This window comes from Burkholderia metallica (assembly GCF_902832845.1).
Lineage (GTDB): Bacteria > Pseudomonadota > Gammaproteobacteria > Burkholderiales > Burkholderiaceae > Burkholderia > Burkholderia metallica.
Window position 1 is genome coordinate 152,253 of sequence record NZ_CADFDB010000010.1, and the last position, 19,930, is coordinate 172,182.

The following is a 19,930-nucleotide window of genomic DNA, read 5'->3' on the forward strand; positions in this document are numbered from 1 at the left end:
GTCGTCCAACGGCTCGACGCGCGAAGACGTTGCGTGCGGTCGACGTCCACGGGTTCGCGGTGCGCGGCGGACGTCGCAATTCAGGAATGCAGAGTATTCGAACGGGTCTCGCGAGCGCAGCCGCCGCGAACGAATGGCTACCTGTTCGCTACGAAAAATCGACGCGCGAAAGGCTCGGCGACACGCATGCCGATTGCGGCGATGCCACTCCCGCGCGGTGGTTTCCGGCCAGGTGCCCGCACGCATTGACCGTCGCATTGCGCCGTCGAAAATTCGACCCTGCCCAAAGGGTGAGGCTTTTCGGGAGCCGCCGGTGAGCTTCTCCAGGAGGGGAGGGGTGAGACGATACGGGAGCGCTTGGTGAGCCTTCCCGGGAATAGGCGGTGAGCACTTGCGGGAAGCGTGGGTGAGCCTTTCCGGGGGCGTATCGGTGAGGGTCTGCGGGACGTGTCGGTGAGGACTTCCGGGATGCCCGGGTGAGCGTTTCCGGGAGCATCGGTGAGCTTTTTCGGGAGCGGTGGGTGAGCGCTTGCGGGATGCAAAGGTGAGGCTTTTCGGGAGCATGCGAACGCACGCTTCCCGCAAGCGCAACGCCGGCCGGGGCCGGCGTCACGCAAGGAGCGGGCACGCATGAACCGTGCCCGCGGGAACGATCAGGCAGCGAGTTTCGACGCCGCGTCGTTCACCTGCTCGCGCGAAATCGCGAGTTCCTCGAGGTGGGGGTCGGCATAGACGGCGCCGGTTTCGCGCTCGAGGCGGGCGATCGTCAGTGCGCAGCGCGCGATGTCTTTCGGCATCGCGATGAAGCGCTTGATCGATTCGCCGGACGTGAACGCTTCGAACAGCGCGCCGCGCACGTCGTCCGGAAGCGTCTTGGTCCACTGATACGGCTTGCCGTTGAACGTGATCGACGGCGGCAGCGTGCGTTCCTTCTTGGTCGCCGTGATGAGCCCATAGGTGCGGGCCGCGTCGCCGATCTGCTCGGGCGAGAAAAGCTCGTCGGGCGTGATGTCGAACTGCTCGATGTAGTTCTCGATCGCCTGCATTGCGGCGGCACGATCGTCGCGCTTCTTCTGCGCGCGCGCGACGATATCGCGCAGCTCGTCCGCCTCTTCGGGGGTGATCGTGAAGCTTGCCTGCTTCTGCTGAAGTTCGGAGAAACGCTGGAATTCTTGATCGTTCAGAAGTTTGGCCATGACATCCATCGGACACGACGGCCGCGACAACCGGCCGCCGTAGTTTTTGAGAGGGCCGCTATTTTAGCGTAGCGCCGCGCACGCACGATACCGCACCGTGCGCCGCGTCGCGCGCAAGGGTGGCGCGCGACCGGGGCCGACGCGATTGCGCGGTACCCGGTGCGCGTTGCCGAGCCGGCGTGTCAGCAGGTTTCGGTGCGGCACATCGACAGATGGGCGGCCGTGTCGCGCAGCCCTTCGACCACCGCGTCGACGGACGGCGCCATGTGCGCATCGATCCGGCGCATGTACGGGCACGTCAGCACCGCGATCGCATGGCCCGACGGCCCGAGGAGCGGCACGGACACGTCGGTCACGCCGTAGGCCTGGCGGCTGTCCTGACGCAGATAGCCGGCCTGCCGGATGGACTGGCACGCATACGCGAGTTCCTGCTCGTTCAACGGCGCCTCGCCCTTGACCTTGCGGTGCTCGGCGAGCATGCACGCGCGCTGCTCGGCGCTCTGGAACGACAGCATCACGCGGCCCGATGCCGTATCGGCGAGCCCGACGTGCGAGCCGAGCCGGACCGATACGCCCCACGGGCCGGGCCCGTCGACCTGCGCGATCACGAGCAGGTTGCCGCGATCGTAGACGGCCAGGTGGCACGACTGCTCGGAGGCGTCGGCGAAACGCTGCATCGGCGGCAGCGCCTCGGCGATCAGCCGGCTCATCGGCGGATGCCGGTGCGCGAGCGAGAACAGTTTGAGGCTGAGCGTATAGCGGTCGCCGCCGGTCGAGCGCATCACGTAGCGGCGCGCGACGAGGCGTTCGAGCATCCGGTAGATCTCGCTCGCGTTGCGGCCGAGTTCCTTCGTGATTTCAGTGCGGGTGAGCCCTTCTTTCTGCTCCGACAGGAGTTCGAGAATGTCGAGACCCTTGTCGAGCGCGGGCGCGCGATAGCGGTCGATTGCGCCCATCGATTCCCGTGCGTCGCAGCCGGGAAGGAGGTCGTTGGTTGGTTGCATTGTCGATGTGAGGTTGGGGATGACTGTCGATCGATGGCGACGCACGCTGGCCGATTCTGGAACATGCTTGTGTCGAGCCCGCATGTGGCGACGAACGCCATCCGGTCGAGCTTAACAACAAACATTTGGTGTGCAATGCAGCGTTTTTTTACCGATCGTTACCACACAAGAACGGATCGATTCCTTTTTGGGATGACAGGGAAGCCCCGAATACCCAGTATTCATGACAGGTGGCACCGGTTCAAGGTGTTCGAAAGGAAACCGGGTGGCGTCATTGCCCGCGATGCTGCGCCGCAGCGTCCACGGGCGCACCAATAGTCGGTATCCGTCGCGGGCCATTTCACCGCGCGCGGCCGATGGTACAAAGGCTGGCGGGCCAGCGACGGTGCGGCCGCGCATGCCGCCGGCCGGTACGGGCCGGACCATGTCGCGGGTGCCGGGCCGTCGTCGCCGATGCGCAGACCGGCGGCCGCCCGTTCGATGTGCGCCGTACTTCCGTACGGCGCCACGATCGCTGCGCCCGCGCGAGCCTCGCGCGTCGAACGGTGTGCCGGATGCGGCGCCGACGCGCGCAATCGACGATCGACAATCAGTCCGGTGCGCGGCCGCGAAAGGCCGCGTCGGCCGGTAATCTGTCCCATTCGACAACAGAGGTTGAGCACGATGAAACTGCTTCGCTATGGCCCGTCCGGCCAGGAAAAGCCCGGTATTCTCGACGCGGACGGCCGGATTCGCGACCTGTCCGCGCATGTGCCGGATCTGTCCGGCGACGCGCTGTCCGACGCCGGTCTCGCGCGGCTGCGCGCGATCGATCCGGCCACGCTGCCGCTCGTGTCGGGCGAGCCGCGCATCGGCGCGTGCGTCGGGCAGGTCGGCAAGTTCATCGGCATCGGCCTGAACTACGCCGATCACGCGGCCGAAGCCGGCATGCCGGTGCCGAAGGAACCGGTCGTGTTCGGCAAGTGGACGAGTTCGATCTGCGGGCCGAACGACGGCATCGACATCCCGAAAGGGTCGGTCAAGACCGACTGGGAGGTCGAACTGGGCGTCGTGATCGGCGCGACCTGCAAGGACGTCGACGAAGCGCGCGCGCTCGATTACGTCGCAGGCTACTGCGTCGTCAACGACGTGTCCGAGCGCGAATGGCAGATCGAGCGCGGCGGCCAGTGGGACAAGGGCAAGGGCTTCGACACGTTCGGCCCGATCGGTCCGTGGCTCGTCACGCGTGACGAGGTGCCCGATCCGCAGCGTCTCGACCTGTGGCTCGAAATCGACGGCCACCGCTATCAGAACGGCAACACGCGCACGATGGTGTTCACCGTCGCGCAGTTGATCGCCTATCTGTCGAGCTGCATGACCCTGCAGCCGGGCGACGTGATCACGACCGGCACGCCGCCGGGTGTCGGCATGGGCGTCAAGCCGTCGCCGGTATTCCTGAAGGCCGGCCAGACGGTGCGCCTCGGTGTCGAGGGGCTCGGCGAGCAACTGCAGCGCACGCGCGACGCGCGATAGCCGCGCACCCGGCGATCCCGCGAACGGGCGCCGGATACCCGCGATTCAACGGCAAAGGCCCGATTCCGCGTCGCGCGGAATCGGGCCTTTGGCATGGGTGCGCAGTCTTGATCAGACGACGTTGTCGAGTTCGCAATGCGCTTCCAGCCGATACCCGTCGGGATCGACGACGAACGCCGCGTAGTAGCCGGGGCCATAGTGTTCGCGCTTGCCGGGGCCACCGTTGTCCTGGCCGCCGTGCTCGAGCGCGGCGCGGTAGAACGCGTCGACTTCGACAGGCGACGCGGCCTTGAACGACAGGTGCAGCCCCGAATCGGGATCGGCGGCGATGGGGCGAGCCGCATGCTGCAACCACAGCTCCGGCTCGGTTGAGCCGTATCCGATGGCGTCGTCGTCGCTGTACAGCCGCTTGTAGCCGAGCGCGCCGAGGGTGCTGTCGTAGAAAGCCCGGCTGCGGCCGATGTGTGCAACGCCGAAAGAAAGGTGATCGATCATTGGGTTGGCTCCTTGGACTGACAGGGGATTCAGTGCAGCGTCGTTGTTTTAACCACCATGCCGGTTATGTTAGGAAGCGCCTTCGGGCTTGTCAACCGGCATGGTGGTTAGATACGATCCGGGCATGAGCGATACGCAACCTTCCGTCACGATGGACGGCCTGATTCCGGCGCCGCCCGATACCCTGAGCATCGATTTCGCGAACACGCTGTACTGGCGCGGCTGCGAGTCGCCGACGGAAACCTTCGGCACGATGGACGACCTGCTGGCATGGTGCCGGGAGCAGGCCGGCGTGCCGGCCGGCTTCGCGCAAGCGTGCTGCGCGCGCGGCGAAGCGGAGGACGAGCCGACGATGCTGGCGCGCGCGCTCGCGTTGCGCGAGGCGCTGTACCGGCTCTTTCATGCGCAGGCCGAACAGCGCGAGCCGCACGCCGACGATCTCGCGCTGCTCGGCGGTTTCCTGGCGGAAGCGGCGCCGCGCGTCGCGCTGGTGCGCATCGACGGCGGCTATGCGTGGCGGATCGGGGATCGCGGCGCGACGGTGGCCGGGCTGCTGAGCCCCGTCCTGTGGTCGGCGATCGACCTGCTCGGCGGCGTGCGGCTCGCGAAGGTCAAGCGTTGCGCGAACGACGAATGCCAGTGGCTGTTCATCGACGACAGCAAGAACGGCAGCCGTCGCTGGTGCTCGATGTCGTCGTGCGGCAACCGCGCGAAGGCGTACCGCCACTATCACAAGGCCGATTGACGCCAGGCCGACAGGCGGCCGGCTCGTTCGCGACGCGCGGCCGCCCCTACTTCGCCGACAACTTCCGCCACAGCGTCGTCTTGCTGATGCCGAGCATCGCGCATGCGCGGTCGCGGTCGCCGCCGCACGCGTCGAGTACCGCGCGGATCTCGTCGGCTTCCGCGCGACGGCGGCGCGCGTGCAGCGTGCGCGCATCGTCGTCGTCGGTCGCGTCGGGCGGCGCCGCGAACAGCTCGGGCGCGATCGCCTGCAGCGCGTCGGGAGCGAGCGTCGCGCATGCGGCGGCGGAATCGCTTTCATCGGCGTCCTCGGCGAGTTCCACCGCGATCCGCTCGATCACGTTCTGCAGTTCGCGCACGTTGCCGGGCCACCGGTAGCGCGCGAGCGCGGCCTGCGTCGCGCCGAGCACGCGCGTCGCGTCGGCGGCGTCGCGCAGGCGTTCGGCGAGACGCGGCTCGCGTCGCGCGGCCTGCACGAGCAGCGTGGCCGCGAGCGCCGGGATGTCGGCCGCGCGCTCGCGCAGCGGCGGCAGGCCGACGTTCAGGATGTTGAGCCGGTAGTAGAGATCCGCGCGGAACGTGCCGGCCTCGACGGCCGCGAGCAGCGGCCGGTGCGTCGCGGCGATCACGCGCACGTCGATGCGGATCGGCTCGGTCGAGCCGAGGCGGATCACCTCGCGCTCCTGCAGCACGCGCAGCAGCCGGCTCTGCAGCGACGGCGGCATCTCGCCGATCTCGTCGAGAAACAGCGTCCCGCGGTGCGCGGCTTCGAACAGGCCGGTCTTGCCGCCGCGTCGCGCACCGGTGAACGCGCCTTCCTCGTAGCCGAACAGCTCGCTTTCGAGCAGCGCTTCCGGAAACGCGCCGCAGTTGACCGCGACGAACGGATAGCTGCGCCGCGCGGACAGCCCGTGCAGGCTCTGCGCGATCATCTCCTTGCCGGTGCCGCTTTCGCCGAGCACGAGCACGGTCGCGTCGGATTTCGCGTAGCGGCGCACGAGGTCGCGCACGCGCGCCATCGGCGTCGATGCGCCGATCACGTCGTCGAGCGCATAGCGCGCCGCGAACTGCTGCGTGGTCGGCTGCGAACGCAGCGCACGGTCGAGCCGTTCGACCGCGCGAGATTCCTGGAACGTCAGCACGCTGCCCGAGGTGACGCCGCGATCGACGAGCGGCCCGCGATGCACGACGTAGCGCACGCCGCGCACGGTCGCGAGCGCGTCGCCGTCCTCGCCGCGCAGCGTACGCAGCTCGGGCCGCAGGTCGACGAGCGCGCGGCCGACCGCCGCCGCGGGTTCGACCCCGAGCGCCGACGCAAGCCGCTCGTTGATCGCCTCGACACGGCCGTGCGCGTCGAGCGCGACCACGCCGTCGCGCAGATGCTGGAGCAGCGTGTCGAGCCGCTGGCGCCGGAACGCCTCGGCATGCGTCGCGTACGCGACTTCGAGCGCCGTCTCGACCGCCTTGCGCACCGACGCGTGCGAATACAGGAACACCGCGCCCATGCCGGCGCTCGCGGCGAGATCGGTGACGAGGCCGGGGCCGACGATCGTCTCGATGCCGCGGTCGTGCAGGTCGTGCACGCAGGCTTCCGCTTCCTGCGCGGACTGATATGACGCAAACTGCACGTCGAGGCCGTAGGCGGCGACGAAGCGGCGCACTTCGGGCGGCGTCTCGCCGGCGCTGACGAGTGCGATCCGCGACGCGTCGCGCCGGGCGCGCGCGAGCGCCTGCATCACGTCGAAGCCGGTCGGCGACACGACCACCACCGGCACCTGCGCACGCGTTTTCAGGAAGCCGCCGTTCGAGCCGGCCGCGACGATCACGTCGGGCCGCGCGGTGCCGGCCTCGGCGATCGCGCTGAGCGCATCCTCATAGGCGCGCGTGACGATGCGCACGTCCGCGCGTTCGTCGAATTCGCCGGCGATCTCGCGAAACAGGTCGCGCAGGCGGCTGATGCCCATCGCCCAGATGCGCGGGCGCACCGTGCGGTCGGCCGGGCCGACGGGCTTGGTCGAGGAGAGGTCCATGACGGCCGATTATGCGCGCGCGATTTCATTTTTGAAACATGAAATTGCCAAATTGAAATCACCGGGCGCCGCATCGCCCGTGCCGGTTGCTTAAGAATCAGGGGGTTAGCGACGTTTCGCGACCTGGCCCGGTCCTTGCTGTAAATCGGGCATTCCATCAGGAGGCCGTTCATGAGCAATACGCATCTTCAGAGCGCCGGCGCGAAATTCCGCGCGGCAGTCGCGGCGGAACAACCGCTGCAGGTGGTCGGCGCGATCACCGCGTACGCGGCCAAGATGGCGCAGGCCGTCGGTTTCAAGGCCGTCTACCTGTCGGGTGGCGGCGTGGCCGCGAACTCGCTGGGCATTCCCGACCTCGGCATCAGCACGATGGAAGACGTGCTGATCGACGCGAACCGGATCACCAACGCGACCGACCTGCCGCTGCTCGTCGACATCGACACGGGCTGGGGCGGCGCGTTCAATATCGCGCGCACGGTGCGTTCGTTCATCAAGGCCGGCGTCGCGGCCGTGCACCTGGAAGACCAGGTCGGTCAGAAGCGCTGCGGCCACCGTCCGGGCAAGGAAGTCGTGCCGACCGAGGAAATGGTCGATCGCGTGAAGGCCGCGGTCGATGCGCGTACCGACGACCAGTTCGTGATCATGGCGCGTACCGACGCCGCCGCGGCCGAAGGGATCGACGCGGCGATCGAGCGTGCGGTGGCCTACGTCGAAGCCGGCGCGGACATGATCTTCCCGGAAGCGATGAAGTCGCTCGACGACTACCGCCGCTTCAAGGCGGCCGTGAAGGTGCCGATTCTCGCGAACCTCACCGAATTCGGCTCGACGCCGCTGTTCACGCTCGACGAACTGCGCGAGGCGAACGTCGACATCGCGCTGTACTGCTGCGGCGCGTATCGCGCGATGAACAAGGCCGCGCTGAACTTCTACGAAACGCTGCGCCGCGACGGCACGCAGAAGGCGGCCGTGCCGACGATGCAGACGCGCGCCGAGCTGTACGACTACCTCGGCTATCACGAATACGAGCGCAAGCTCGACGAGCTGTTCGCGCAGGGCAAGAAGTAACGCGCCCGCATGGGGCCGCACCAGGCGCTGAAGCGCCAAGGCCGGCCCATGACTAACACCCCCGATACACAGTGGAGAACGGAAACATGAGCGAGACGAAAGACGCAGCAGCACCGGCCGCCGCAGGCGCATTCAAGCCGAAGAAGTCGGTGGCGCTGTCGGGCGTGACCGCGGGCAACACGGCGCTGTGCACGGTCGGCAAGACCGGCAACGACCTGCACTATCGCGGCTACGACATTCTCGACGTCGCCGAATCGTGCGAATTCGAGGAAATCGCGCACCTGCTCGTGCACGGCACGCTGCCGAACCTGACCGAACTGGCCGCGTACAAGGCGAAGCTGCGCGCGCTGCGCGGGCTGCCGAACGCGCTGAAGGCGGCGCTCGAGCAGATCCCGGCGTCCGCGCATCCGATGGACGTGATGCGCACGGGCGTGTCGGTGCTCGGCACCGTGCTGCCGGAGAAGGACGACCACAACCTGCCGGGCGCGCGCGACATCGCCGACCGCCTGATGGCGTCGCTCGGCTCGATGCTGCTGTACTGGTATCACTTCTCGCACAACGGCAAGCGCATCGAGACGGAAACCGACGACGATTCGATCGGCGGCCACTTCCTGCACCTGCTGCACGGCAAGACGCCGTCGAAGTCGTGGGTCGAGGCGATGCACACGTCGCTGATCCTGTACGCGGAGCACGAGTTCAACGCGTCGACGTTCACCGGCCGCGTGATCGCGGGCACGGGCTCGGACATCTACTCGGCGATCACCGGCGCGATCGGCGCGCTGCGCGGGCCGAAGCACGGCGGCGCGAACGAAGTCGCGTATGAAATCCAGAGCCGCTACAGCTCGCCGGACGACGCCGAAGCCGACATCCGCCGCCGCGTCGAGAACAAGGAAGTCGTGATCGGCTTCGGCCACCCGGTCTACACGATCTCCGATCCGCGCAACAAGGTGATCAAGGGCGTCGCGCACAAGCTGTCGAAGGAAGCGGGCGACCTGAAGCTGTACAACATCGCCGAGCGCCTCGAATCGGTCATGTGGGAAGCGAAGAAGATGTTCCCGAACCTCGACTGGTTCAGCGCGGTGTCGTATCACATGATGGGCGTGCCGACCGCGATGTTCACGCCGCTGTTCGTGATCTCGCGTACGTCGGGCTGGAGCGCGCACATCATCGAGCAGCGCATCGACAACAAGATCATCCGGCCGAGCGCGAACTACACCGGTCCGGAAGACCTGCAGTTCGTGCCGATCGAGAAGCGTTGAAACGCCCGCCGCGCGCGCCGGCGCCCGTGATGCGGGCAGCCGGCGCGCGCGCTACGTGTTACCCCGAATTCCGCCCCACATCATGAATACCGCCTACCGCAAACCCTTGCCCGGCACGTCGCTGGACTATTTCGACGCGCGCGCCGCGGTCGAAGCGATCGCGCCCGGCGCCTACGACACGCTGCCGTACACGTCGCGCGTGCTCGCCGAAAACCTCGTGCGCCGCTGCGATCCGGCGATCCTCGCCGATTCGCTGAAGCAGATCGTCGAGCGCAAGCGCGAACGCGATTTCCCGTGGTTCCCGGCGCGCGTCGTGTGTCACGACATCCTCGGGCAGACCGCGCTCGTCGACCTCGCCGGCCTGCGCGACGCGATCGCCGACGGCGGCGGCGACCCGGCGAAGGTGAACCCGGTCGTGCCCGTGCAGCTGATCGTCGACCACTCGCTCGCCGTCGAATGCGGCGGCTTCGATCCGGACGCGTTCGCGAAGAACCGCGCGATCGAGGATCGCCGCAACGAGGATCGCTTCCACTTCATCGAGTGGACGAAGAAGGCGTTCGAGAACGTCGACGTGATCCCGCCGGGCAACGGCATCATGCACCAGATCAACCTGGAGAAGATGTCGCCGGTGATCCAGGCGCAGGACGGCGTCGCGTACCCGGACACCTGTGTCGGCACCGACAGCCACACGCCGCACGTCGACGCGCTCGGCGTGATCGCGATCGGTGTCGGCGGGCTCGAGGCGGAGAACGTGATGCTCGGCCGCGCATCGTGGATGCGCCTGCCCGACATCGTCGGCGTCGAGCTGACCGGCAAGCGCCAGCCCGGCATCACCGCGACCGACATCGTGCTCGCGCTGACCGAGTTCCTGCGCAAGGAAAAAGTGGTCGGCGCATATCTGGAATTCCGCGGTGAAGGCGCGGCGAGCCTGACGCTCGGCGATCGCGCGACGATCTCGAACATGGCGCCCGAATATGGCGCGACGGCCGCGATGTTCTTCATCGACGGCCAGACGACCGACTACCTGCGCCTCACCGGCCGCAGCGACGAACAGGTGAAGCTCGTCGAGACCTACGCGAAGACGGCCGGCCTGTGGGCCGACACGCTGAACGACGCGCAGTACGAGCGCACGCTGACGTTCGACCTGTCGAGCGTCGTGCGCAACATGGCCGGCCCGTCGAACCCGCACAAGCGGCTGCCGACGTCCGATCTCGCCGCGCGCGGGATCGCCGGCCAGTGGGAAGAGAAGGCGGGCGAGATGCCCGACGGCGCGGTGATCATCGCGGCGATCACGAGCTGCACGAACACCAGCAACCCGCGCAACGTGATTGCCGCCGCGTTGCTCGCGCGCAACGCGAACGCGCGCGGCCTGACGCGCAAGCCGTGGGTGAAGAGCTCGCTCGCGCCGGGATCGAAGGCGGTCGAACTGTATCTGGAAGAAGCGAAGCTGCTGCCCGAACTCGAAAAGCTCGGCTTCGGCATCGTCGCGTTCGCGTGCACGACCTGCAACGGGATGTCGGGCGCGCTCGACCCGAAGATCCAGCAGGAGATCGTCGATCGCGATTTGTACGCGACGGCCGTGCTGTCCGGCAACCGCAACTTCGACGGCCGCATTCACCCGTATGCGAAGCAGGCGTTCCTCGCGTCGCCGCCGCTCGTCGTCGCGTATGCGATCGCCGGCACGATCCGCTTCGACATCGAGAAAGACGTGCTCGGCCATGACCAGGACGGCAAGCCCGTCACGCTGAAGGACATCTGGCCGACCGACGACGAGATCGATGCGATCGTCGCGTCGAGCGTGAAGCCCGAGCAGTTCCGCAAGGTCTACGAGCCGATGTTCGCGCGCGCGGCCGACGCGGGCGAGCGTGCGGCGCCGCTGTACGACTGGCGCGCGCAGAGCACGTACATCCGCCGACCGCCGTACTGGGAAGGCGCGCTGGCCGGCGAGCGCACGCTCAAGGGCATGCGCCCGCTCGCGGTGCTCGGCGACAACATCACGACCGATCACCTGTCGCCGTCGAACGCGATCCTGCCGGATAGCGCGGCCGGCGAATACCTCGCGAAGATGGGCCTGCCGGAAGAAGACTTCAACTCGTACGCGACGCACCGGGGAGACCACCTGACCGCGCAGCGCGCGACCTTCGCGAACCCGACGCTGATCAACGAGATGGCGGTGGTGGACGGCGCGGTGAAGAAGGGCTCGCTCGCGCGCGTCGAGCCGGAAGGCAAGGTCATGCGGATGTGGGAAGCGATCGAGACGTACATGAATCGCAAGCAACCGCTGATCGTCGTGGCCGGCGCCGATTACGGCCAGGGCTCGTCGCGCGACTGGGCCGCGAAGGGCGTGCGGCTCGCGGGCGTCGAGGCGATCGCCGCCGAAGGCTTCGAGCGGATCCACCGCACGAACCTGATCGGGATGGGCGTGCTGCCGCTCGAGTTCAAGCCCGGCACGAACCGGACGACGCTCGGCATCGACGGCACCGAGACCTTCGACGTGATCGGCGAGCGCACGCCGCGCGCCGATCTCACGCTCGTGATTCACCGCAAGAACGGCGAGCGCGTCGAGGTGCCGATGACGTGCCGGCTCGATACGGCCGAGGAAGTGTCGATCTACGAAGCGGGCGGCGTGCTGCAGCGTTTCGCGCAGGACTTCCTCGAATCGTCGCAGGCGGCCTGATCGGGTCACACAGGGATAACGCACACATGGCTCACACTCCTCAAATCAGGATTCCCGCGACCTATATTCGCGGCGGCACCAGCAAGGGCGTGTTCTTCCGGCTGCAGGACCTGCCGGACGCCGCGCAGGTGCCGGGCGCCGCGCGCGATGCGCTGCTGCTGCGCGTGATCGGCAGCCCCGATCCGTACGGCAAGCAGATCGACGGGATGGGCGGCGCGACGTCGTCCACCAGCAAGACGGTGATCGTGTCGAAGAGCGCGCGGCCCGGTCACGACGTCGACTACCTGTTCGGCCAGGTCGCGATCGACAAGGCATTCGTCGACTGGACCGGCAACTGCGGCAACCTGTCGGCGGCGGTCGGCCCGTTCGCGATCAGCGGCGGGCTCGTCGATCCGGCGCGGGTGCCGCGCGACGGCGTCGCGACCGTGCGGATCTGGCAGGCGAACATCGGCAAGACGATCGTCGCGCACGTGCCGGTCACGAACGGTGCGGTGCAGGAGACGGGCGACTTCGAACTGGACGGCGTCACGTTCCCGGCCGCCGAAGTGCAGCTCGAGTTCATGGACCCGGCCGCCGAGGAGGAAGGCGCGGGCGGGTCGATGTTCCCGACCGGCAATCTCGTCGACGATCTCGCGGTGCCGGGCGTCGGCACGCTGAAGGCGACGATGATCAACGCGGGAATTCCGACGATCTTCGTCGAGGCGGAAGCGATCGGCTATACCGGCACCGAGCTGCAGGACGCGATCAACGGCGACGCGAAGGCGCTCGAGAAGTTCGAGACGATCCGCGCGCACGGCGCGCTGCGCATGGGCCTGATCGACACGCTCGACGAAATCGCGACGCGGCAGCACACGCCGAAGATCGCGTTCGTCGCGAAGCCGGCCGATTACGTCGCATCGAGCGGCAAGCGCGTGAATGCGGGTGACGTCGACCTGCTGGTGCGCGCGATGTCGATGGGCAAGCTGCACCACGCGATGATGGGAACGGCGGCGGTCGCGATCGGCACGGCCGCGGCGATCCCCGGCACGCTCGTCAACCTCGCGGCGGGCGGCGGCGAGCGCAACGCGGTGCGCTTCGGTCATCCGTCGGGCACGCTGCGCGTCGGCGCGGAGGCGCGGCTCGAGAACGGCGAGTGGACCGTTACCAAGGCGATCATGAGCCGCAGTGCGCGCGTGCTGATGGAAGGCTGGGTGAGGGTGCCGGGCGACGCGTTCTGAGCGTTGGCGGTTTCAGCAGTGCGGACGCGGGCGGCTTCGGCCGCCCGCGTCGTTTTCGTCATCCGCGCAGGAAGCGGCGCAGTGCATCGTGGCTGAGGCGGCGTGCGGCTTCGGACACGCGCGCACCGGGCACGATGTCGAAACCGTGCACGCCCCCGGGCAGCACGTGCAGTTCGGTCGGCACGCCCGCGCGCAGCAGGCGCTGCGCGTAGTCGAGATTTTCGTCAAGGAACAGGTCGAGCGAGCCGATCGACAGGAACGTGGGCGGCAGGCCGTCGAGCCGTGTCGCGCGTGCGGCGGCGGCATACGGCGACACGCCGTCGATGCCCGGCGCGTGACCGAGCAGCGAGGTCCAGCCGAACCGGTTGTTGGCCGCATGCCAGACAAACTCGCCGGCATGCGGATGCGGTGCGCGCGTGCAGGTGCGATCGTCGAGCATCGGATAGATCAGATGCTGGAACGCGAGCCGGTATTCGTTGCGGTCGCGGGCCAGCAACGCCAGTGCGGCGGCGAGCCCGCCGCCCGCGCTCTCGCCTGCCACGCCGATTCGCGATGCGTCGAGGCCGAGCGCATCGGCTTCGCGGAAGACCCACGCGAGCGCCGCGTAGCAGTCCTCGATCGCGCCGGGAAACACGGTTTCCGGCGCGAGGCGGTAATCGATCGAGATCAGTGCGCAGCCGAGCTGCGTCACGAGCGACCGGTGCACCGCTTCGAGATCCTTCGCCGCACCGCGCACGTAGCCGCCGCCGTGCATGTGGACGATCGCCGGGAGCGGGCGCGTGCCGGCCTCGGGCCGGTAGACGAGGACCGGCACGTCCGGTGCGCCGGCCGGGCCGGGCACCTGGCGGTGTTCGAGCGTGCTGCCGACGAGGTCGGGCGGCGGCAGCGGCAGCACGCGTTCGCGCGACTGCGCGAGGTTGTCGGCGCTGAGCGTGACGGTCGGCCAGATCCTGAGCAGCGGGCGGATTTCAGGATCGACGAGATGCAGGGTATTCAACGCGCGGCTCCATCGTGGAGTTGGGCTGCGCGGTCACAGTACGCTGCGTGCGACGACCCAACGGTGTACCTCGGAAGGGCCCTCGAAGATGCGCATCAAGCGCGCTTCGCTGGCCATCTGCTGCAACGGCATTTCCTTCGTCATGCCCATCGCGCCGAGCGTCTGCATCGCATGGTCGATGACGCTCGACGCCATTTCGGTCGCGAACACCTTGACCATCGAAATCTGCGTTCGCGCGTCCTGCCCGGCATCCACGCGTGCGGCCGCTTCGTAGGTCATCAGGCGGCACGCGTGGATTTGCGTCAGCGCATCGGCGACCCACCACTGGATCGCCTGCCGATCCGCGAGCGGCACGCCGAAGGTCGTGCGCTGTTTCGCATGGTCGCACAACATCGCGACCGCGCGCTCGGCGCGCCCGATGCACCACGCGGCCATCTCCAGCCGCCGGTTCGCGAGCCGTGCCTGCATCGGCGCGAACCCGGCGCCTTCCCGGCCCAGCAGTTGCGCGCCGGGAAGGCGACAGTCTTCCAGCACGATTTCGTACGTGGCCAGCCCGCCGATCATCGGAATCCGGCGTTCGATGACGAAGCCCGGCGTGTCGCGCTCGACGATGAACGCCGACATGCCGCCGCGCTTGCCCTTGCTGCGGTCGGTGAGCGCCATCACGATCGTCCAGTCGGCTTCGGGCGCATGGCTGATCCAGATCTTTCGACCGTTCAGCACCCAGCTGTCGCCGTCCCGCACGGCCGTCGTGGACAACGCGCCCGGGTCGGAGCCGGCACCCGGCTCGGAGATCGCCATCGCGGCGCGCGTTTCGCCGCGTGCGTACGGGTCGAGATAGCGCGCGCGCTGCGCGTCGTCGGCCACTTCGCACAGCATCCGCAGATTTGGCGAATCGGGCGGCAGGATGTACGGGGTGACGGTCGTGCCGATCGCTTCGTTCACGCCGACCATCGCGACGGCCGGCAGGTCGGCGCCGCCCGCGTCGGGCGGCGCGTCGAGCCCCCACAGGCCGAGCTGCCGGGAGCGTTCGTCGAGGTGCGCGCGTTCGTCGTCGAGCAGCCCGAAGCGCTGGCCGTCGGCCTCGCGCGCCATCACGGCCGCTTCGAGCGGAATCAGCTCGTCCTTCACGAAGCGTGCGACGAGGTCGCGGATCATCCGGTGATCGAGTTCGAGTTCGAAATTCATGAGAGTCGATGAGGGTGAGGAAGGAGATGGCGATGCGGTCAGCCCGCATCCTGACGATCCGCTGCGCCGCCGCGCAGCGTGCCGAGCAACGCGATGGCGCCGGCCGCGAGCAGCGCGGCGTTGAAATAGAGCCCGCCGCGCATCGATCCGGTGGCCGTGTTGAGCACGCCCATCAGGAACGGGCTCGCGAATCCGCCGATCGCGCCGGACATCGTGATCGCCGCGATCGCGACCGCCATCGCGCGCTTCGGCAACGCCAGCCCCGGCAGCACCCAGAACGCCGGTAGCGCGGCGGCGTGCGTGGCGACCGCGATGCACAGCGCGATCACCAGCTGCGGCGTGCCCGCGACGCTCGCGAGCCCGGCGAGCGCCGCTGCGCATGCGAGCATCGCGACCGCACCGTGCCCGCGCCATTCGCGCCGGCGTGCGGTGCGCCAGCCCATCCCGAGCATCCCGACGATGCCGCACAGGTAAGGCAGCGCGGACAGCAGCCCGATCTGCATCGCGCCATGCAGGCCGCCGCGATGCAGGATCACGGGCATCCAGAACACCAGCGCATAGCCGGCGGCCGCGATCGCGAAATTGGCCGCGCACAGCAGCCAGAAATCGCGGTGTGCGAGCAGCGGCCGCGCCGCGTGCGCGTTCGGCGTGCCGGCTTCGGCCTGCGTGTGCGCGGCGCGCAGCGCGGCCTTGTCGGCGTCCGACAGCCAGCGCGCGTCGTCCGGCCGGTCGTCGAGAAAGCGCAGTGCGACGAGGCCGAGCATGCTGCTCGGCAGCCCTTCGACGAGGAACAGCCATTGCCAGCCGCTCAGGCCGGCGGCGCCGTCGAAGTACGACAGAATCGCGCCCGACACGGGGCCGGCGATCAGCCCCGCGAGATACAACGCGGTCATGAAGAGCGCGAACGCTTTCGCGCGCTGCCGCGGCGGATACCACGCGCCGAGATAGAACAGGATGCCGGGGAAGAAACCGGCCTCGAACACGCCGAGCAGGAAGCGACACGCGTAGAACTGCGCGGGTGTCGTGACGAACATCGTCGCGGCCGAGCCGAGCCCCCACAGCACCATGATTCGCGCGATCGTCTTGCGTGCGCCGATTCGTGCAAGCAGCGCGTTGCTCGGAATCTCGAACGCCATGTAGCCGAGGAAGAAGATGCCCGCGCCGAGCCCGTAGACGGCGTCGGAGAAGTGCAGCTCGGCCGCCATCTGCGCGTGCGCGAAGCCGATGTTGATCCGGTCGATGAACGACAGCGTGTAGCAGAGGATCAGGAACGGCAGCAGCCGGCGCGAGATCCGGCGGTAGAGCGCCGGCGTCGCGCCTTCGTCGACGGCGGTCGGGTGGGTCGAAAGGGTCGGGGTCATGGGCACTCCGTCAGAAGCGGTGAACGATGCCGAGCGCGAACACCTGCTCGGTGCCGGCAGGCTGCGGCTGCAGGCCGACGACGATGGTGTTGCGGGCGTTGCCGCCGTTCTTCATGTACAGGTAGCGCGCGTACAGCGACGTGCGCTTCGACAGCGGATGGTCGTAGCCGATGCCGAGCGCGGTCGCGTCGTTCGCCGAGCCTTTCACGTCGCGGCGCACGACCGACACGAGCACGCGATCGAGCGCGCCGACGTCGATCGACGCGCCGGCGCTCGCGGTCGAGAAGGCGGGCAGGTTCGCCGCCGTGCCGACGCCGTACAGAAACGCGGCGTACAGCTTGACGTGCGCGAACGCGTAGTTGGCCGCGAACACGTAGTGGCGGGTGGTCGATGGCGAGACGAGGACGGGCGACAGGTTGCCGGCCGACGTGTCGCCCTGGAAGCCGGCGCCGACGTAGAGCCCGCCGATCCGGTACTGAAGCCCCGCGCCGTAGTTGCGCCCGGCCTGCGCGGACAGCGCGTTCGGCGTCGGGAAGCCATACGTGGCCATCACGCGCAGGCCGTTCCAGGCGGGGCTCAGATACGACACCGCCTGGTTGAAGCGCGGAATCGGCGGCGTCGTGTTGCTGGTGATCGTGTCCGTCGACGTCGCGAGCAGCGCGAGCGGCGACAGCCGTTCGTTGAGTCCGAACGGATCGCCGTCGTACACGACGTAGAACGCGGGTGTGTATTGCCGGCCGAGCCGGAGGTCGCCGTAGCGCGTGTTCTGCAGTGACACGTACGCCTGCCGGTAGAACAGCGTGCCGCCCTGGAACGAGCCGTCCGCCGGCGAGAAGCCGCTTTCCAGTACGAACTTCGTCGACGTGCCGCCGCCGAGATCCTCGACGCCCGTCAGACCGAAGCGGCTCGTCGACGAGCCGCCGCCGCTTTGGCGCGCGCTCGACAGGCTGCCGATGCGATCGAATTCGACGTAGCTGTCGACGATCCCGTACAGCGTGACCGACGACGCGTGCGCCGATGTGGCGCACAGCACGCATGCGCCGACCAGGAATGCTTTCCGTTGCATGAAGGTTGTCTCCGTTCCATGTCTTGTTCGCGCGCCCGCGTTCTGGGAGCGGTTGCGCGCTTTGTCGTCTTGCTGCGTCGTGCTCAGCGCCCCTTGAACACCGGCTTGCGTTTCTCGAGGAACGCGCGGGCGCCCTCGATCCGGTCCTCGCTCGCATAGACGTCGGGGCCGACGTCCAGCCGCAGCGCGGCGGCCACCGGCAGCCCCTGGCCGCGCGTCGCGGTTTCCTTGATGCGGCGGATCGTGAGCGGCGCGTTCGCGGCGATCGTCTGCGCCAGCTCGCGTACGGAGTCGTCGAGTGCGGCGCCGGGCACGACGCGGTTCAGCAAGCCGGCGCGCAGCGCGTCGTCGGCATCGAAGCGGCGGCCCGTGAACAGCAGCTCCATCGCGATCGCACGCGGCAGCATGCGCGGCAGCAGCACGCTCGCGAAGTTCGCGCCCATGCCGACGCGCGCTTCGGGCAGCGCGAAATACGCGTGATCGGCGGCGATCCGCAGGTCGCACGCGAGCGCGATCTCGCAGCCGCCGCCGACGGCGTAGCCGTTGACGGCCGCGATGGTCGGCTTGCGCAGCTCCAGGATCAGTTCGTGCACGTTGCGTGCGAGCCCGCGCATCGGCTGCATCCCGCGGATCTCGGGGTCGCCGAGATCGATGCCCGCGCTGAACGCGCGTTCGCCCGCGCCGCGGATCACGATGACGCGGATCGACGGGTCGTCGTCGAGCGTGACGAGCTCATCACACAACCGCCGGATCGACTCGGCCGACAGCGCGTTGGCGACGTGCGGACGATGGATCGTCAGCCATGCGATGCCGTTGTCGTCGTCGCGCAGGATCGACGGGGCGTCGTCGCCCGTCGGTGTGGAGAACGAGGCGGATGAGGTCATGACGCGCTCCCGGTGACGTCCGCACGCGTGTCGTGGAGTACGCCCGCTTGACGCAGCGCGTCCCGGCGCGCCGCGTCGATGCCGATCGCGTCGAGCACGGTGTCGGTGTCGGCGGCGAACGGCTGCGGCGGCCGTCGTATCGATCCGGGTGTGCGTGACAGCTTGGCGGGGATGCCCGCGCCGGTGTACGTGTCGGTGTCGACGAACATCGCGTTGCGCGCCGCCTGCGGGTGGCCGAACGCATCGGCCACGGTGTTCACCGGCCCCGTCGCGACGCCGGCGTGCATCAGCCGCTCGACGACCTCGTCCGCCTGCAGTTCGGCGGTCAGCTGGCCGAGCAGCGTGTCGAGCGCTTCGCGATGCGCGACGCGCTGCGCATTGGTCGCGAAGCGTGGATCGCGCGCCAGCTCGGGCACGCCGAGCGCGTCGACGAGCCGCGCGAACGTGCGGTTGTTGCCGGCGCCGGTCGCAACCGGCTTGTCCTTGCACGGATAGACGCCGTACGGCGCGATCGCGCCGTACACGTTGCCGGTCGCGACGGGCACGTCGCCGGTCGCCATCCAGCTCGTGCTGACCGGATGCAGCATCGACAGCGCGGTGCTGAACAGGTCGATGTCGACGTGCTGTCCGAGGCCGGAGCGCGTCCGCTCGACCAGCGCGATCAGGATGGTGGAGACGGCGCTCAGGCCGGCCGCGTAATCGACGACCGGAAACGGCACCTTGAGCGGCATGCCGCCCGGCTCGCCGTTGATCGACATGAAGCCGGCGAGGCCCTGCGCGACCGCGTCGTAGCCCGGAAACCGCGCGAGCGGGCCGTCGGTGCCGTAGCCGGAGATCGAGCAGTGGACGAGGCGCGGGAAGCGCTCGCGCAGGCAGTCTTCGTAGCCGATGCCCCAGCGCTCCAGCGTGCCCTGCTTGAAGTTGTCGATCAGCACGTCGGCCGTGTCGAGGAGGCGGAACAGCACGTCGCGCCCGCCGGGATGCGACAGGTCGAGTGCGAGATTGCGCTTGTTGCGGTTGAGTCCCCAGTAGTAACTGGAGATGCCGTTCGGCATCGCGGGGCCCCAGTCGCGCGTTTCGTCGCCCTGCGGCGGTTCGATCTTGATGACGTCCGCGCCGTGGTCGGCGAGGGTCTGCGCGCAGAACGGCCCCGCGTAGACGCGGCTCAGGTCCACCACGCGCACGCCTGCGAGGGCGCCTTCGTGACTGCTGCTCATGACGATGTTTCCTTCGAT

16 protein-coding genes are annotated in these 19,930 nt (G+C 68.5%); 6 read left to right on the forward strand and 10 right to left on the reverse strand.

Annotated elements, in window-relative coordinates:
• Nucleotides 1-653 precede the first annotated feature (653 nt).
• Together HWX08_RS25680 and HWX08_RS25685 are read right to left on the reverse strand one after the other, a co-directional pair.
• On the reverse strand, nucleotides 654-1,205 hold the full coding sequence (locus tag HWX08_RS25680) for a hypothetical protein (RefSeq protein ID WP_069260929.1): 552 nt from the start codon (nucleotides 1,203-1,205) through the stop codon (nucleotides 654-656).
• 173 nt (nucleotides 1,206-1,378) lie between these two features.
• Nucleotides 1,379-2,200, reverse strand: a complete 822-nt coding sequence (locus tag HWX08_RS25685; RefSeq protein WP_069260928.1) for an IclR family transcriptional regulator — start codon at nucleotides 2,198-2,200, stop codon at nucleotides 1,379-1,381.
• A 663-nt stretch (nucleotides 2,201-2,863) separates the two neighbouring features.
• Between HWX08_RS25685 and HWX08_RS25690 the strand changes: the two genes are divergently transcribed.
• Nucleotides 2,864-3,712, forward strand: a complete 849-nt coding sequence (locus HWX08_RS25690) for an ureidoglycolate lyase (protein WP_107313390.1) — start codon at nucleotides 2,864-2,866, stop codon at nucleotides 3,710-3,712.
• Between the two features lie 111 nt (nucleotides 3,713-3,823).
• Here the strand turns inward: HWX08_RS25690 and HWX08_RS25695 are convergent, their stop codons facing one another.
• Entirely contained in the window at nucleotides 3,824-4,207 is a 384-nt protein-coding gene (locus HWX08_RS25695; RefSeq protein WP_069260926.1) for a VOC family protein, read from the reverse strand.
• Nucleotides 4,208-4,307: 100 nt separating this feature from the next.
• Between HWX08_RS25695 and HWX08_RS25700 the strand changes: the two genes are divergently transcribed.
• Nucleotides 4,308-4,952: a CGNR zinc finger domain-containing protein gene (locus HWX08_RS25700; protein ID WP_069260925.1), complete on the forward strand. Its 645-nt coding sequence runs from the start codon at nucleotides 4,308-4,310 to the stop codon at nucleotides 4,950-4,952.
• A gap of 46 nt (nucleotides 4,953-4,998) precedes the next feature.
• Here HWX08_RS25700 and prpR read toward each other — a convergent pair whose 3' ends face one another.
• Entirely contained in the window at nucleotides 4,999-6,981 is a 1,983-nt protein-coding gene (gene prpR, locus HWX08_RS25705; protein ID WP_174920968.1) for a propionate catabolism operon regulatory protein PrpR, read from the reverse strand.
• A 171-nt stretch (nucleotides 6,982-7,152) separates the two neighbouring features.
• Between prpR and prpB the strand changes: the two genes are divergently transcribed.
• From prpB to prpF, 4 genes are all read left to right on the forward strand, one after another.
• Nucleotides 7,153-8,046 carry a methylisocitrate lyase gene (prpB, locus tag HWX08_RS25710; RefSeq protein ID WP_069260923.1) on the forward strand — a complete coding sequence of 298 codons (894 nt, stop codon included), beginning with the start codon at nucleotides 7,153-7,155 and terminating at the stop codon, nucleotides 8,044-8,046.
• A gap of 86 nt (nucleotides 8,047-8,132) precedes the next feature.
• A complete protein-coding gene (gene prpC, locus HWX08_RS25715; protein ID WP_027790338.1) occupies nucleotides 8,133-9,305 on the forward strand; it encodes a bifunctional 2-methylcitrate synthase/citrate synthase in 1,173 nt (390 codons plus the stop codon).
• Nucleotides 9,306-9,387: 82 nt separating this feature from the next.
• Nucleotides 9,388-11,982 carry a Fe/S-dependent 2-methylisocitrate dehydratase AcnD gene (gene acnD, locus HWX08_RS25720; RefSeq protein WP_174920967.1) on the forward strand — a complete coding sequence of 865 codons (2,595 nt, stop codon included), beginning with the start codon at nucleotides 9,388-9,390 and terminating at the stop codon, nucleotides 11,980-11,982.
• A gap of 26 nt (nucleotides 11,983-12,008) precedes the next feature.
• Nucleotides 12,009-13,199, forward strand: a complete 1,191-nt coding sequence (gene prpF, locus HWX08_RS25725) for a 2-methylaconitate cis-trans isomerase PrpF (RefSeq protein ID WP_069260921.1) — start codon at nucleotides 12,009-12,011, stop codon at nucleotides 13,197-13,199.
• Between the two features lie 58 nt (nucleotides 13,200-13,257).
• On the opposite strand, the gene HWX08_RS25730 is transcribed toward prpF, so the two are convergent.
• The 6 genes from HWX08_RS25730 to HWX08_RS25755 form a co-directional block, all read right to left on the reverse strand.
• Entirely contained in the window at nucleotides 13,258-14,196 is a 939-nt protein-coding gene (locus HWX08_RS25730; protein ID WP_174920966.1) for an alpha/beta hydrolase, read from the reverse strand.
• 33 nt (nucleotides 14,197-14,229) lie between these two features.
• Nucleotides 14,230-15,384: an acyl-CoA dehydrogenase family protein gene (locus tag HWX08_RS25735; protein ID WP_059680269.1), complete on the reverse strand. Its 1,155-nt coding sequence runs from the start codon at nucleotides 15,382-15,384 to the stop codon at nucleotides 14,230-14,232.
• Nucleotides 15,385-15,422: 38 nt separating this feature from the next.
• Nucleotides 15,423-16,745 (reverse strand): MFS transporter, encoded by a 1,323-nt coding sequence (locus HWX08_RS25740; protein WP_174920965.1) that lies wholly within the window; start codon nucleotides 16,743-16,745, stop codon nucleotides 15,423-15,425.
• A gap of 10 nt (nucleotides 16,746-16,755) precedes the next feature.
• Nucleotides 16,756-17,811: a porin gene (locus HWX08_RS25745; RefSeq protein ID WP_174920964.1), complete on the reverse strand. Its 1,056-nt coding sequence runs from the start codon at nucleotides 17,809-17,811 to the stop codon at nucleotides 16,756-16,758.
• A gap of 83 nt (nucleotides 17,812-17,894) precedes the next feature.
• Nucleotides 17,895-18,695 (reverse strand): enoyl-CoA hydratase/isomerase family protein, encoded by an 801-nt coding sequence (locus HWX08_RS25750; RefSeq protein ID WP_174920962.1) that lies wholly within the window; start codon nucleotides 18,693-18,695, stop codon nucleotides 17,895-17,897.
• The gene (locus tag HWX08_RS25755; RefSeq protein ID WP_059680272.1) at nucleotides 18,692-19,912 is read right to left on the reverse strand and encodes a CaiB/BaiF CoA transferase family protein; all 1,221 of its coding nucleotides are present in this window, start codon (nucleotides 19,910-19,912) and stop codon (nucleotides 18,692-18,694) included. Before HWX08_RS25755 ends, HWX08_RS25750 begins: the two co-directional genes overlap by 4 nt.
• Nucleotides 19,913-19,930: the final 18 nt, after the last annotated feature.

Excerpts from the sequence above, each read along its gene's own strand:
- prpR (WP_174920968.1), bottom strand. The coding sequence starts at position 6,981 with ATGGACCTCTCCTCGACCAAGCCCGTCGGCCCGGCCGACCGCACGGTG.
- HWX08_RS25685 (WP_069260928.1), bottom strand. The coding sequence starts at position 2,200 with ATGCAACCAACCAACGACCTCCTTCCCGGCTGCGACGCACGGGAATCG.
- HWX08_RS25690 (WP_107313390.1), top strand. The coding sequence starts at position 2,864 with ATGAAACTGCTTCGCTATGGCCCGTCCGGCCAGGAAAAGCCCGGTATT.
- HWX08_RS25755 (WP_059680272.1), bottom strand. The coding sequence starts at position 19,912 with ATGAGCAGCAGTCACGAAGGCGCCCTCGCAGGCGTGCGCGTGGTGGAC.
- prpF (WP_069260921.1), top strand. The coding sequence starts at position 12,009 with ATGGCTCACACTCCTCAAATCAGGATTCCCGCGACCTATATTCGCGGC.
- HWX08_RS25740 (WP_174920965.1), bottom strand. The coding sequence starts at position 16,745 with ATGACCCCGACCCTTTCGACCCACCCGACCGCCGTCGACGAAGGCGCG.
- HWX08_RS25700 (WP_069260925.1), top strand. The coding sequence starts at position 4,308 with ATGGTGGTTAGATACGATCCGGGCATGAGCGATACGCAACCTTCCGTC.
- HWX08_RS25750 (WP_174920962.1), bottom strand. The coding sequence starts at position 18,695 with ATGACCTCATCCGCCTCGTTCTCCACACCGACGGGCGACGACGCCCCG.
- acnD (WP_174920967.1), top strand. The coding sequence starts at position 9,388 with ATGAATACCGCCTACCGCAAACCCTTGCCCGGCACGTCGCTGGACTAT.
- HWX08_RS25680 (WP_069260929.1), bottom strand. The coding sequence starts at position 1,205 with ATGGATGTCATGGCCAAACTTCTGAACGATCAAGAATTCCAGCGTTTC.
- HWX08_RS25695 (WP_069260926.1), bottom strand. The coding sequence starts at position 4,207 with ATGATCGATCACCTTTCTTTCGGCGTTGCACACATCGGCCGCAGCCGG.
- HWX08_RS25735 (WP_059680269.1), bottom strand. The coding sequence starts at position 15,384 with ATGAATTTCGAACTCGAACTCGATCACCGGATGATCCGCGACCTCGTC.
- HWX08_RS25745 (WP_174920964.1), bottom strand. The coding sequence starts at position 17,811 with ATGCAACGGAAAGCATTCCTGGTCGGCGCATGCGTGCTGTGCGCCACA.
- prpC (WP_027790338.1), top strand. The coding sequence starts at position 8,133 with ATGAGCGAGACGAAAGACGCAGCAGCACCGGCCGCCGCAGGCGCATTC.
- prpB (WP_069260923.1), top strand. The coding sequence starts at position 7,153 with ATGAGCAATACGCATCTTCAGAGCGCCGGCGCGAAATTCCGCGCGGCA.